This is a genomic window from Pseudomonas koreensis (assembly GCF_012986595.1).
GTDB lineage: Bacteria > Pseudomonadota > Gammaproteobacteria > Pseudomonadales > Pseudomonadaceae > Aquipseudomonas > Aquipseudomonas koreensis.
This window is the reverse complement of the sequence record NZ_JAAQYM010000004.1, coordinates 515,836-530,049: the sequence shown is the minus strand read 5'-3', so window position 1 is coordinate 530,049 and position 14,214 is coordinate 515,836. Positions and strand designations below refer to the sequence as shown.

Annotated in this window: 12 protein-coding genes; 9 read left to right on the top strand and 3 right to left on the bottom strand. The window is 62.4% G+C overall.

Annotated features, from left to right (window positions below; translation table 11 throughout):
• Window positions 1–254: 254 nt before the first annotated feature.
• From HBN98_RS15380 to HBN98_RS15345, 8 genes are all read left to right on the top strand, one after another.
• A complete protein-coding gene (locus tag HBN98_RS15380; protein WP_064587109.1) occupies window positions 255–1,184 on the top strand; it encodes an amidohydrolase family protein in 930 nt (309 codons plus the stop codon).
• A gap of 4 nt (window positions 1,185–1,188) precedes the next feature.
• Window positions 1,189–2,094 (top strand): amidohydrolase family protein, encoded by a 906-nt coding sequence (locus HBN98_RS15375; RefSeq protein ID WP_003224037.1) that lies wholly within the window; start codon window positions 1,189–1,191, stop codon window positions 2,092–2,094.
• 269 nt (window positions 2,095–2,363) lie between these two features.
• Entirely contained in the window at window positions 2,364–3,749 is a 1,386-nt protein-coding gene (locus tag HBN98_RS15370) for a UbiD family decarboxylase (RefSeq protein ID WP_083366222.1), read from the top strand.
• Window positions 3,750–3,760: 11 nt separating this feature from the next.
• On the top strand, window positions 3,761–4,363 hold the full coding sequence (locus tag HBN98_RS15365) for a UbiX family flavin prenyltransferase (protein ID WP_169844059.1): 603 nt from the start codon (window positions 3,761–3,763) through the stop codon (window positions 4,361–4,363).
• 88 nt (window positions 4,364–4,451) lie between these two features.
• Complete coding sequence (locus tag HBN98_RS15360; protein ID WP_083366224.1) at window positions 4,452–5,501, top strand: CobW family GTP-binding protein; 1,050 nt, start codon at window positions 4,452–4,454, stop codon at window positions 5,499–5,501.
• Between the two features lie 266 nt (window positions 5,502–5,767).
• A complete protein-coding gene (locus tag HBN98_RS15355) occupies window positions 5,768–7,135 on the top strand; it encodes a nucleobase:cation symporter-2 family protein (protein ID WP_064587103.1) in 1,368 nt (455 codons plus the stop codon).
• A gap of 13 nt (window positions 7,136–7,148) precedes the next feature.
• On the top strand, window positions 7,149–8,537 hold the full coding sequence (locus HBN98_RS15350) for an amidohydrolase family protein (RefSeq protein ID WP_083366225.1): 1,389 nt from the start codon (window positions 7,149–7,151) through the stop codon (window positions 8,535–8,537).
• A gap of 211 nt (window positions 8,538–8,748) precedes the next feature.
• Entirely contained in the window at window positions 8,749–8,958 is a 210-nt protein-coding gene (locus HBN98_RS15345; protein WP_003224027.1) for a hypothetical protein, read from the top strand.
• An 8-nt stretch (window positions 8,959–8,966) separates the two neighbouring features.
• Here HBN98_RS15345 and HBN98_RS27930 read toward each other — a convergent pair whose 3' ends face one another.
• The 3 genes from HBN98_RS27930 to HBN98_RS15335 form a co-directional block, all read right to left on the bottom strand.
• Window positions 8,967–9,089, bottom strand: a complete 123-nt coding sequence (locus tag HBN98_RS27930; RefSeq protein ID WP_262381620.1) for a hypothetical protein — start codon at window positions 9,087–9,089, stop codon at window positions 8,967–8,969.
• Window positions 9,090–9,200: 111 nt separating this feature from the next.
• Window positions 9,201–10,484 (bottom strand): Zn-dependent hydrolase, encoded by a 1,284-nt coding sequence (locus HBN98_RS15340; RefSeq protein WP_083366226.1) that lies wholly within the window; start codon window positions 10,482–10,484, stop codon window positions 9,201–9,203.
• Window positions 10,485–10,619: 135 nt separating this feature from the next.
• Window positions 10,620–12,104 carry an NCS1 family nucleobase:cation symporter-1 gene (locus HBN98_RS15335; RefSeq protein ID WP_064587097.1) on the bottom strand — a complete coding sequence of 495 codons (1,485 nt, stop codon included), beginning with the start codon at window positions 12,102–12,104 and terminating at the stop codon, window positions 10,620–10,622.
• 622 nt (window positions 12,105–12,726) lie between these two features.
• On the opposite strand from HBN98_RS15335, the gene hydA reads away from it, so the two are divergent.
• A complete protein-coding gene (gene hydA / locus HBN98_RS15330) occupies window positions 12,727–14,166 on the top strand; it encodes a dihydropyrimidinase (RefSeq protein WP_083366227.1) in 1,440 nt (479 codons plus the stop codon).
• Window positions 14,167–14,214: the final 48 nt, after the last annotated feature.

Here is a 14,214-nt window from a genome sequence, read left to right as displayed (position 1 = left end):
GCGATAGCGCCGGTGCAGTCTCCACAAAAGCCAAAACCAAAACCATATCGCCCAAGTATCACCACCGCGCCCAATTAATATTGTACGAACCCCTCCCCCCTTTCCAATACTCGCCCTCAGCAACCACCCACCCGGGCCGGATGCGAACAGGCGAGGGAATGCGCGAGTCCTGCGCATAGAAATGGCCGATTGCCCGGGACGTGGATGCCGAGAGCCGCAAGGCTCCCTTCCCCGCTATCAGGAGATCGACTTCAATGATCATCGATATCAGCTGCTATCCCACCGATCTGGTGGACCTCGCCTGGAGGCATGACGGTGACCCGTTCACCGGCGAGCGTCTGCTGGAGATGATGGATGGCCCGTACATGGTCAACGGCAAACCTCGCCGCATCGACAAAGCCTTCATCCAGCCGCCGCAGGGCAACACTATTTACACCTGGACCGACGGCGAGCTCTCGGGCCGCGAATCCATCGACGCCTACATGGCCTACACCCTGAAAATGGTCCAGACCTACCCGGATCGTTTCATCGGCTGCTTCGTCTACAACCCGCGCTGCGGCGTGGAGAACGGCGTTGAAGCGATCGAGCGCTACGTCAAGGAACACGGGTTCAAGATGGTGCAGATGCAGGCCAACATGCACGCCTACCGGCCTGACCGCGCACTCGACTGGGTGCGCCCGTGCTTCGAGAAATGCGCCGAGCTGGGCATCCCGGTCAAGCTGCACACCGGCGACGGACCTTACAGCATCCCGTCGGAATGGGTGCCGATGATCAAGGAATTCCCCAACGTCGATTTCATCATGGCCCACTTCGGCGTGCAGACCGGCGGCGTCTACGTGTTCGAACCGATGCAATGGGCGATGGAGTTGCCCAACGTCTACTGCGAATCCGGCTGGTGCCTGCAATCGCGGATCGTCGAATTCGCCAAGGTCCTGCCGACGCACAAGATCCTCTTCGGCACCGACACCCCGCCGAACGAACCGGGCATGTGGCTGCGCCTGCTCGAAGTGCTCTGCCACGAGCCGCCGCAGGGCCTGAACCTCGACGAGGACACCCTCGAGGACTACCTGGGCAACAACACCGCGCGGATGATCGGCCTCGAGCCAACCCCGCCGCCGCGTTCCGTTTCCGAAGCAGAGGCGCAACTCAAGCGCCCCGTCACCACGCAACTGGCCAGGAGCTGAACCGATGATCATCGACACCCATCTGCACCCCACCAACCTGGTCGACGAGGCCTGGCGCCACACCGGCGAACCGTTCACTGGCGAGCGCATGCTCAAACTGATGGACGGCCCGTACATGATCAACGGCAAACCGCGCCGCATCGACATGGGTTTCATTCAGCCGCCACCGGGCAACACCGGTTATCGCGACGGCAACCGCCGTGGCCGCGAGGGCGTGCGTGACTACATGTCCTACGTCGCCGAACTGTGCGTGAAGTACCCGGACCGCTTCATCGGCAACTTCAACTTCAACCCGCGCTGGGGACCGGAAAACGGTGCGGCGGAGCTGGAATTCCACATCAAGGAATACGGCTTCAAGATGCTCAAGCTGCACGCCAACATGCACGGCTATCGCCCGGACCGCGCACTCGACTGGTTGCGCCCGGCGATGAAGGTCTGCGCCAAGTACAACATCGTCGTGCTGATCCACACCGGTGACGGTCCGTACACGATTCCGACGATGTTCTACCCGATCATCCGCGAGTTCCCGATGGTCAACTTCATCATCGGCCACTTCGGCATCCAGACCGGCGGCAACTATTCGTTCGAGGCGTTCTGGATGGCGATGGACACGCCGAATGTGTACTGCGAATCCGGCTGGTGCTTCCAGTCGCGAATCGTCGAGTTCGCCAAGGAACTGCCGCGCAACAAGATCGTGTTCGGCACCGACTCACCGCCGAACGAACCGGGCATGTGGCTGCGAGAGCTGGAGGTGTTGTGCTCGCCGGCGCCGCAAGGTTTGGGCATCGATGAGGATCATCTCGAAGACTACCTGGGCAACAACATCGCCCGGTTGTGCGGGATCGAACCGACGCCACCGCCGAAGGATCTGGTTGAGGCGGATATTCGCCTGACCACCACGTACCTCTGACCTGAAGAAATGCTGCACCACTGTGGCGAGGGAGCTTGCTCCCGCTGGGTGGCGAAGCCGCCCCGCTTTTTCCCAAAGAGCTTGGGCCTGCTGCGCAGTCCAGCGGGAGCAAGCTCCCTCGCCACAGGGGATCTCCAGTGTTTCATGTGGGCAACACAGCGACTTTACAGGCACGAAGATGACCCGGCGTTCCCTCGACCGGCAGGCCAACGGCTGCTCGATCGAACGCCTTCTCACCCCTGCGTGCCTGCTTTTTACGAGGTGAAACCATGACCCGTTCGACGCTCGGCGATTCTCAGGACTTTCACGTGTTCATCGATGCCTATCGCCGTGAGTACCCGGACGATGTGCTGACCATCACCCAGCCGATTTCTGCCGATCAGGACGTCACCGCCCTGGTCGATGCCCTCGCCGCGCAAGGTCGCGATCCGTTGCTGATCTGCGAACGCGTCGGCACCCTTGGCGTGCCGGTGGCGAGCAACCTGTTCGCCTCCCGCACCCGCATTGCCAGGTTGTTCGGCGTCACTGCGGCGCAACTGCACGAAACCTTCCAGCGCCGCGCCAACCAGCCCATCGCCCCGCGCTATGTGGAAAGCGGCCCGATCCTTGATGAAGTGTTCGAAGGCGAAGCGCTGGATCTGGCGCTGCTGCCGATGCTCAAGCATTTCGACAGCGACCGTGGCCCGTACATCACCAACGCGATCATCATCGCCGAGGACCCGCTGACCGGCATCGCCAACATGAGCTACCACCGCTCGATGCGCCACGCCCGCCAAGCCCTCGCCACCAGCCTGCACTCACGCGGTCATCTGTGGCGGATGCTGCAAACTGCCCGTGAACGCGGCGAAGAATTGCGCGTGGCGATGGTGGTCGGCGCGCACCCGCTGTTCATGCTCGCCGCCGCTGCACGCCTGCCCTATGGCGCGGATGAACGCGCAGTGGCCGGCGGTTTGTTTGGCGCACCGCTGGAACTGGTGAAGACCCCGCGCTACGGCATCGGCGTGCCGGCCTACGCCGAGTTTGTGCTGGAAGGCGCCATCGACCCGGCGGCCTATGCCGAGGAAGGTCCGTTCGGTGAGTTCAGCGGTTATTCCTCTGACCGCTCGACCAACAACGTGCTGCGCGTCGACACCCTGCTGCGGCGCAAGGACGCCTGGCTGGTCGACGTCATGGGCGGGCGCTACGCCGAACACCTGACCCTCGCCCGCCTGCCCCGTGAGGCGGAAATGAGCGAGAAGCTCAAGGCGCGTTTCCCTGCGGTCACCGCCGTGCATTACCCGAATTCCGGCACCCACTTTCACTGCTACGTGGCCCTGGATCAGAGCCGCGACGGCGAGGCGCGGCAGATCATGCTCGCCCTGCTCGGCTGGGATCCGTACCTGAAGACCGTGATTGCGGTGGACAGCGACATCGACATCACTGACGACAGCCAGGTGTTGTGGGCACTGGCCACACATTTCCAGCCGCATCTGGACCTGTTCATGATCGACGGTTTGCCCGGCAGTCCGCTGGACCCGTCGTCCTCGGTCAACGGCACCACCTCGCGCATGGGTCTGGATGCCACCCGGGGTTCAGGCTTCGACGGAATCAAGGCGCAGCTTGATCACGACGTGCTCGAACGTGCGCGGGCGTTACTTAAAGGGCTGCCAGCGTGAGCCGGCAGCGGATGGTGGTCGGCATCAGCGGCGCGTCGGGCTTCGTTTACGGCGTGCGACTGCTGCAATTACTTGCCGAACTGGACATCGAAAGCCACCTGATCATCAGCCGTGCCGCGCTGCTGACCATGGCCCACGAGACCGACTACAAGCTGGCCGACGTCACTGCGCTCGCCAGCCACTACCACCGCGCCGATGACGTCGCGGCCGGGATCGCCAGCGGTTCGTTTCGTTGCCTGGGCATGGTGGTCGCGCCGTGCTCGATGCGCACGTTGGCGGAAATCGCCACCGGCACCTCATCGGGGCTGATCGGCCGCGCCGCCGACGTCACCCTCAAGGAGCGTCGCACCCTGGTGCTGATGGCCCGCGAAACGCCGCTGACCCTCGCCCACCTGCGCAACATGACCGCCGTCACCGAGATGGGCGGGGTCATCGCCCCGCCGGTGCCGGCGTTTTACGCGCGGCCCGAGAGCCTTGCGCAGATGGTCGATCACAGCCTCGGCCGGGTGCTCGACCTGTTTGGCCTGGATGCCGGCACTGCAACACGCTGGCAAGAACCCATATCCCCTTGTAGGAGTGAGCCTGCTCGCGATGGCGGTGTGTCAGTAACGTAAATGTCGGCTGACACACCGTTATCGCGAGCAGGCTCACTCCTACAAAAAGCTTCATTTGCACGGTCAATACATCATCAAGGAACCCCAAATGAATACTCTCTTCAACGCCCCAACCCCCAACACCAAAATCCCCGTGACCATCCTCACCGGCTTCCTCGGTGCCGGCAAAACCACCTTGCTCAACTACATCCTCAAGGAAAATCACGGGCGCAAGATCGCCGTGATCGAGAACGAATTCGGTGAAGTCGGCATTGACGGCGATCTGGTGCTCAGCTCGGAAACCGAAGAAATCTACGAGATGGTCAACGGCTGCGTGTGCTGCACCGCCGAGGTTCGCGAGGACCTGGTGCGCATCGTCCGCGAACTGGTAGCGCGCCCGGTGCGCCTCGATCACATCCTGATCGAGACCAGTGGCCTGGCCGACCCGTACCCGGTGGCACAGAGCTTTTTCATCAATGACCCGATCGCCGAGGAAGTCGAACTCGATGCGATCGTGACCATGGTCGACGCCAAGCACATCGCCCAGCACCTGGAGGATCTGCAACTCGATGGCGTCGACAATCAGGCCGTGGATCAGATCGTCTGCGCCGACCGCATCGTCATCAACAAGGTCGATCTGGTCAGCAGCGACGAGGTGGAAAGCCTGCGCGGCAAGATCCGTGGCTTGAACGCCACGGCGGATCTGGTGACCTCGACCCATGCGCAGATCGACCTGACGAAAATCCTCGGCATCGGCGCCTTCGAGTGCACACAGAAACTCATGGAAATCGGCGCGCAGCAGCACGAGCACGATCACCACGAACACGAGCATCACGCCGAAGAGCCGGATCACCAGCACGACCCCAGCGTGTCATCGGTGGGCATCGCCGTGGACGGCGCGGTCGACCTGATGGCGTTCCACCGCTGGATCAGCGAGCTGCGCAGCTCCCAGGCCGACAACCTGTACCGCATGAAAGGCGTGCTCGCCGTCGCCAACGAAGACCAGCGCTACGTCCTGCAAGGCGTGCACAGCCTGGTGGAGTTCCGCGCGTCGACCGCCTGGGGCACGGAGCCCCGTTCGAGCAAGATCGTGTTCATCGGCCGCGACCTGGATCGCGCGGCGCTGAACCAGGGCTTTGCCGCCTGCCTGGCAGGCTGAAACAAGGCATCGGAGCCGGTGGATGGCGGCTTCGCAGCACGAATGACTGATGCCGATCAGTTGGCAGCGACAAAAACATTGTGGCGAGGGAGCTTGCTCCCGCTGGGTCGCGAAGCGGCCCTTCTTTTAAAAGCACAGGCCTGCTGCGCAGTCCAGCGGGAGCAAGCTCCCTCGCCACAGGTTACTCATCGCTGTATCAGGCCAACTGAGCGGCATCAGACGAATACCCCTCTCTACCGCATAAAAACAGCCAGAGGTGTTTCCCCATGTCGTCAGCCACATCCCCATCAAAAACCGCATCCACCGTGCACCCCGTCGACCGCGTCCTGCCGGTGCGACAGATGCTCACCCTCGGCCTGCAACACATGGCCGTCTCGTACATCGGCGCCATCGCCGTGCCGTTGATTGTCGCCAGTGCCTTGAAGATGTCCCACGCCGACACCGTGGTGTTGATCAGCACCACGCTGTTCTGCTCCGGCATCGCCACCCTTTTGCAAACCGTCGGTTTCTGGAAGTTCGGCGTGCGCCTGCCGATTCTGCAGGGCGTGGCGTTCAGCAGCGTCGGCCCGGTGATCGCCATTGGCAGCGACCCCCAGGTGGGGTTTGCCGGGGTCTGCGGGGCGGTGATCGGCGCCGGTATCTTCACCATGCTGATGGCGCCGTTCGTGGGCCGATTGCGGCGCTTCTTCCCGCCGGTGGTGACCGGCTGCATCGTCACCGTGATCGGCTTGCAGCTGTTCCCGATTGCCTATGAGTGGGTCGGTGGCGGGCGCAACGCGAGCAACTTCGGCGCCCCGGCGTTTCTCGGCGTGGCGGTGGTGGTGTTGCTGACCATTTTGCTGGTCAACCGCTATGGCAGCCCGCTGCTGCGCAACATGGCGGTGCTGGTGGGCATGCTGGTCGGCGCCGGTCTGGCCTACGGTCTGGGCATGGGCAATTTTCACAGCGTCGAAGATGCGCCGTGGCTGACCGTGCCCTACCCGTTCTACTTCGGATTGCCGACCTTCAGCCTGATCCCCATCGCGACCATGGTGGTGGTGATGATCGTGCAGATGGTCGAGTCGATGGGCCTGTTCGTGGCCATCGGCGACATCGTCGACAAACCGGTGGAAGACAAACAGGTGATCAACGGCCTGCGCGCCAATGGCCTGGCCAGCACCATTGCCGGGATGTTCGCCGCGTTCCCGTTCATTGCCTTCATGGAAAACGTCGGCCTGGTGATCCTCACCGGGGTGCGCAGCCGCTGGGTGGTGGCGGTCAGCGGCCTGCTGATGTGCTCGATTGCCCTGGTGCCCAAGGCCGGCGCGATCATCGCCTCGATGCCGACTGCCGCGCTGGGCGGTGCCGGTATCGCCATGTTCGGCGTGGTCGCGGCGGCGGGCATCCAGACACTGGCCAAGGTCGACTACGAGCGCAATCGCTTTAACGTGCTGATCGTCGGTTTCACCATCGCCGCGGCGCTGGTGCCGGTGCTCGCGCCTTCCCTGTTCAAACAAATGCCCGAGTGGTCACAGCCGTTCCTGCACAGCAGCGTGGTCATCGCCTGCCTGGTGTCGGTGCTGCTCAACGCGGCGCTCAACGGCGTCAGCATGCCAGACACCACACCCGGAAAATCCGCCTCGCACATTCTCTGACTGGAGCCTGCCCATGACTCAACTTCAAAACATCCTGATCAAAAACCCGGTCGCGGTGATGACCGGCCTGCGCGGCCCGCGTGCCCGGGCCGGGGCGGTGGACATTCGCGTGGTCAACGGACGCATCGCCGAAATGGCCGCCCACCTTGAGCCGCAACCCGGTGAGCGGGTGCTCGATGCACGCAACAGCGTGGTCTATCCGGGCTGGATCAACACCCACCACCACCTGTTCCAGAACCTGCTCAAAGCCGTGCCCGAAGGTTTGAATCAGGACCTGCAGGGCTGGCTGGCGAGCGTGCCCTACCCGCGCCTGAACCGCTTCACCCCGCAGCTGGCAAGGATCGCCGCCCGCCTGGGCATGGTCGAATTGCTGTTGTCCGGGGTGACGACCTGCGCCGATCACCATTACCTTTACCACGCGCACGGCAGCACCGAGACCGGGGATCTGCTGTTCGATCTTGCCGATGAATTCGGCCTGCGTTTCGTGCTCTGTCGCGGCGGTGCACTGGAGTCCGCCAGCGCGCATCCGGGCTTCTCGAAAACCGCGTTGCAACCGGAATCCCTGGAGCAAATGGTCGGCGACATCGAACGCCTGAAATCGCTGTACCACCAGGACACCCCCGATGCCCTGCGCCGGGTCGTGGTGGCGCCCACCACGCCGACCTTCTCACTGCCGCCGACCCTGCTGCGCGAACTGGCGCACAGCGCACGCGGCCTCGGTTTGCGCCTGCACACGCACCTGTCGGAAACGCAGAACTACGTGAATTTCTGCCGCGAGAAATACAACTGCCTGCCGGTGGAATTCGTCGCCGAACACGAATGGCTCGGCCCGGACGTGTGGTTCGCCCACGCCGTGCACCTGCAACCCGGCGAGATCCGCATGCTTGCCCAGACCGGCACCGGCGTCTCCCACTGCCCGGTGAGCAACGCCCGCCTCGGCAGCGGCGTCGCGCCCGTGCCGCAAATGTACGAAGCCGGCGTGCCGATCTCCCTCGGCGTCGACGGCGTCGCCTCCAACGAATCCGGAAGCATGGTCGGTGAAGCCAACACCGCGTGGCTGATCCACCGCGCCGAACAAGGCGCCTCGGCGACCACCGCCGAAGACGTGATCCACTGGGGCACGGCGGGTGGTGCGCAGGTGTTGGGACTCGGCGCCGTCGGTACGCTGGAAATCGGTCAGGCGGCAGACCTGGTGATCTACAGCCTCGACCATCCACGCTTCTTCGGCTTCCACGACAGTGCGGTTGCTCCGGTCGTCGCGGGTGAACCGATCACGGTGAAATACAGCTTGGTGGGCGGCCGGATCGTGGTCGATAACGGCGTGATTCCGGGGCTGGATATCGAACGCATGCGCGCCGAGGCGTGGGAAGGTGTGCAGGCGATGATGAAGGTCGAGGACTGACCCCCACCTACCGCAATCCCTGTGTAGGAGCTGCCGAAGGCTGCGATCTTTTGATCCTGTTTTTCAAGATCAAGATCAAGAGATCGCAGCCTTCGGCAGCTCCTACATCGGGCGTGCGCATTCGCGCGATATGGGATTCTCGACTAAGGTTAATCGCTCATCGGATTGAGCCCCTGCCTGCAACACCGGGCTCTTGATCAAGGAGAGACTGATGACGTCACGTCGCAACATCGAACAGACTTATCGCACCTGGTCCAGCCCGATTCTGCTGGAGTTGAAAAAGCGCGAACACCAAATGGCGCCGGTCGAGCGTCAGGCACTGGAGAATGTTTTGGTCGAACGACGGTTGCTGGATGTCGGCAACCCGAACGGCCCTGACCGACGCCAGGGCACTGCGGGCAAGAATGACCGTCCAGGTTGATCAGCGCATCAGGCCGGGTTGAGGTTCAGCCCCAGCTTCAGCAGTTCCTTGCGCAGCAATTCGGCGTAGGCGATGCAGCAGGCGTAGGCGTCGATGTCCAGATAGGACGCGCCGGAGGTGATGATTTTCATGGGGCGCAAACGTCGCACATTTCCATGACATTGGGGTGACATGAAAAAGATCGCAGCCTGCGGCAGCTGTTCAACTTGTAGGAGCTGCCGCAGGCTGCGATCTTTTGATCTTCAGGCCGCGCGCTGCCCCGCTGCCACCATCGCCGAAGCCGCGAGCATCGCCCGCAACAACACCGCACACCCGGCCGCCAGATCATCCGGCGCGGCGTTCTCGATTTCGTTGTGGCTGATGCCGCCCTCGCACGGCACGAAGATCATCCCGGCCGGGCCGAGTTCGGCGAGGAAGATCGCGTCGTGGCCGGCGCCGCTGACGATGTCCATGTGCGACAGGCCCAGACCTTGCGCCGCGCCGCGCACGGCTTCGACGCAGCCTTTTTCGAAGTACAGCGGCGGGAAGTCGGCGGTCGGGGTCAGTTCATAGGTCAGGCCGTGTTCTTCGCAGGTGGCGTCGATGACGTGCTTCACTTCGGCGATCATCGAATCCAGGCGCGCCGGTTGCAGATGGCGGAAGTCGAGGGTCATCCGCACCTCACCGGGGATGACGTTGCGCGACCCGGGGTAGGCCTGCAGGCAACCGACGGTGCCGCAGGCGTGGGGTTGGTGGCCGAGGGCGGCGCGGTTGACCGCGCCGACGATCACCGAGGCGCCGACCAGGGCGTCCTTGCGCAGGTGCATCGGCGTCGGACCGGCGTGCGCTTCGACGCCGCGCAGTTTCAGGTCGAACCACTTCTGCCCCAGCGCGCCGAGCACCACACCGATGGTTTTCCGTTCGTCTTCGAGGATCGGGCCTTGCTCGATGTGCGCTTCAAAGTACGCCCCGACCTTGTGCCCGCTGACTTTGCGCGGCCCGGCATAGCCGATGGCGTTCAGCGCTTCGCCGACGGTGACGCCCTCGGCATCGACCTTGGCGAGGGTTTCTTCGAGGGTGAATTTCTCCGCAAACACCCCGGAGCCCATCATGCACGGGGCGAAGCGCGAGCCTTCTTCGTTGGTCCAGACCACCACTTCCAGCGGCGCTTCGGTTTCCACACCGAGGTCATTGAGGGTGCGCAGGACTTCGACGCCGGCGAGCACGCCAAAGCAGCCGTCGAACTTGCCGCCGGTGGGTTGGGTGTCGATGTGGCTGCCGGTCATCACCGGCGGCAGGTCGGGATTGCGCCCCGGACGACGGGCGAAGATGTTGCCGACGGCATCCACCGTGACGCTGCACCCGGCGTCCTTGCACCATTGCACGAACAGGTCGCGGGCTTGGCGATCGAGGTCGGTCAGGGCCAGGCGACAGACCCCGCCCTTGACCGTGGCGCCGAGCTTGGCCAGTTTCATGAGCGAGGCCCAGAGGCGGTCGCGGTTGATGTGCTGATGGGTGGATTGCAGAACGTCTACGGCTGCGTTCATGTTGATCTCCTCAGGCTGCTTTTCTTATGGATATTGCTGTGGTGCCGGACAGATCGCCTTCGCGAGCAGGCTCACTCCTACAGGGGAACGCATTGCAAAATGTAGGAGTGAGCCTGCTCGCGATGGCGCCCTCAACTACACCGCTGATTTCACGACCGAAGGCTGCGCCCGCATCACGCACAACCCGTAATAAATCACCCCGCCCAGCGCCGAGCCGGTGAACCAGCCGTAGCTGTAGAACCAGCTGAATGCATCGCTGCCGAGCGACAGCAGGGTCAGCACCACTGGCACACCGAACGCGACAAACCCGGCCCAGTTCCACGCCGGATAGACGTCATCGCGGTACAGCCCGGCCAGGTCCAGTTGCTGTTTCTTGATCAGGAAATAGTCCACCACCATGATCCCGGCGATCGGCCCGAGCAGGCTCGAATAGCCCAGCAGCCAGTTGGAATACACGGTTTCCAGGCTGACATCGGAAACGATCAGCCCAAGCTTTTTCAGCAGTTCGTGGGCCATCAGCGCCAGCCCGACCAACCCGGTGAGCAACACCGCTTTGGTACGGTTGATCACCTTGGGCGCGATGTTCTGGAAGTCGTTGGTCGGCGAAACGATGTTCGCCGCGGTATTGGTCGACAGCGTGGCGATGATGATCAGCGCCATGGCCACCGCGACCCACACCGGGCTCTGGATATGGCCGATCAGACTGACCGGGTCGGACACGGTGACACCGACCAGTTTCACCGACGCGGCTGTCATCACCACACCCAGCGAGGCGAACAGGAACATGGTCAGCGGCAGGCCGAAAATCTGCCCGAGGATCTGGTCCTTCTGGCTCTTGGCGTAACGGCTGAAGTCAGGAATGTTCAACGACAGCGTGGCCCAGAAGCCGACCATCGCCGTCAGCCCGGCGGCGAAGTAACTGACCACACTGGCGCCTTCCGGGCGCTTGGGCGCAATCGCCAACAGTTCGGTCATCGACACATTGGGCATCGCCCACACCAGCAGGCCGATGCCGACCGCCACCAGCAAGGGTGCAGACAGGGTTTCCAGCCACTTGATCGACTCGGCGCCGCGGATTACCACCCACAGGTTCAGCGACCAGAAAATCATGAAACCGATCACCTCGCCGGTTCCACCGAGAGACTTCCAGCCGTCGAACACCGAACCGAGAAAAAGGTGAATCGCCAGGCCGCCGAACATCGTCTGGATACCGAACCAGCCACACGCCACCAGCGCGCGAATCAGGCACGGCACGTTGGAGCCGAGCACGCCGAACGACGAACGCAACAGCACCGGGAATGGAATGCCGTACTTGGTGCCGGGAAAGGCGTTGAGCGTGAGCGGGATCAGCACGATGACGTTGGCCAGCAGAATCGCCATCAGCGCTTCGCCAACGCTGAGGCCGAAATACGCGGTGAGCACACCGCCCAAGGTGTAGGTCGGCACGCACACCGACATGCCGACCCACAGCGCGGTGATGTGCCATTTGTTCCAGGTTCGTTCGCGCACCTTGGTCGGTGCCATGTCGTGGTTGTAACGGGGACTGTCGAGGACGTCGCTACCGGCTTCGAGTTCGAACAAGCCGTCGCGCTCGGTCACTTGCGATCTGTTCTGTTGCATGGCCGCTCCACTGTTCTTCTGATTATTTTTTGCTCATCAGGCGGCTGCACACAGGGTGCGAGCCGGACGATGGCCGGAGGAACTGACAACTTTCGTGTACCGGCCATGGTGTCAGCGGCGGCATCAATAAACGTGCCGGGTGCCCCGCTTGCGCATCGGGCCGTGTTGCTGAGGCATTACAACTTTCTGATATTGCTCGGTTTTAATTATTTATCGGGTGAGTCCGCGAAAACCTGTCTGCACGCTCAGGCTAAACGTTTGCCAAGTTGTTCGAACTGTCAGGACTCAATCTGGTGCACTGGACTTTTTTTCATCCGGGGCGATCAACCGCAGCTCAACTTCAAGCAGCTGATTTCACATAGGAAATCTTGCTCATATTTCCATCCTGTCAAGTGCGTCAAAATAGTGAACAGCCTCACCATTTTGGTGATTTGTTATTTTTATCGTTATTTATCAAAAACTTAAAACAGCAATAAGCTTATAAAAAATAATCTTGATCAATTGCAGAACTGCGACTAGCTTCTATTCCTGACAGCGCTGACAGGAATACGCCGATCATCGCTGTACATCAATAAAACATTTAGAACCGGCATAAGTCGGTCATGCCTGCGAGGAACTCGGAATGTCTCTGTTGATCCGTGGCGCCACCGTTGTTACCCATGATGAAAGTTATCGCGCCGACGTCTATTGCGCTGACGGCGTGATCAAAGCCATCGGTGAAAACCTGGATATTCCCGCCGGCGCCGAAGTGCTCGACGGCAGCGGTCAATACTTGATGCCTGGCGGCATCGATCCACACACCCACATGCAACTGCCCTTCATGGGCACCGTGGCCAGTGAAGACTTCTACAGCGGTACGGCGGCCGGTCTGGCCGGTGGCACCACGTCGATCATCGACTTCGTGATTCCCAATCCGCAGCAATCGCTGATGGAGGCGTTTCACCAGTGGCGTGGCTGGGCCGAGAAGTCGGCGTCGGACTATGGCTTTCATGTTGCGATCACCTGGTGGAGCGAGCAGGTGCGTGAGGAAATGGCCGAGCTGGTCAGCCATCACGGGATCAACAGCTTCAAGCATTTCATGGCCTACAAGAACGCGATCATGGCCGCCGACGACACGCTGGTGGCGAGCTTCGAGCGTTGCCTGGAACTCGGCGCGGTGCCGACCGTGCACGCGGAAAACGGCGAGCTGGTCTATCACCTGCAACGCAAGCTGATGGCCCAGGGCATTACCGGGCCGGAAGCGCATCCGCTGTCGCGGCCGTCGCAGGTGGAAGGCGAAGCGGCGAGCCGGGCGATTCGTATTGCCGAAACCATCGGCACGCCGTTGTACCTGGTGCACGTGTCAACCAAGGAAGCCCTCGACGAAATCACCTACGCCCGCAGCAAGGGCCAGCCGGTGTACGGCGAAGTGCTGGCCGGGCATCTGCTGCTCGACGACAGCGTCTACCAACACCCGGACTGGCAGACCGCTGCCGGTTACGTGATGAGTCCGCCGTTCCGCCCGCGCGGGCATCAGGAAGCGCTGTGGCATGGCCTGCAAAGCGGCAATCTGCACACCACCGCCACCGACCATTGCTGCTTCTGCGCCGAGCAGAAAGCCGCCGGGCGCGACGACTTCAGCAAGATCCCCAACGGCACCGCCGGCATTGAAGACCGCATGGCAGTGCTGTGGGATGAAGGGGTCAACAGCGGACGTTTGTCGATGCAGGACTTCGTCGCACTCACCTCCACCAACACCGCGAAAATCTTCAACCTCTACCCGCGCAAAGGCGCGATCCGCGTCGGCGCCGATGCCGACCTGGTGCTGTGGGATCCGCAAGGTTCCCGCACGATCTCCGCCAAGACCCACCATCAGCAGGTGGACTTCAACATCTTCGAAGGCAAGACCGTCCGCGGCGTGCCGAGCCATACCGTCAGCCAGGGCAAGGTGGTATGGGCCGACGGCGACCTGCGCGCCGAGCGCGGCGCCGGGCGGTACATCGAACGGCCGGCGTATCCGGCGGTGTTTGATTTGCTGAGCAAGCGGGCTGAGTTGCACAAGCCCACAGCGGTTAAACGCTGATCCGATCCCCTGTGGCGAGGGAGCTTGCTCCCGCTGGACTGCGCAGCA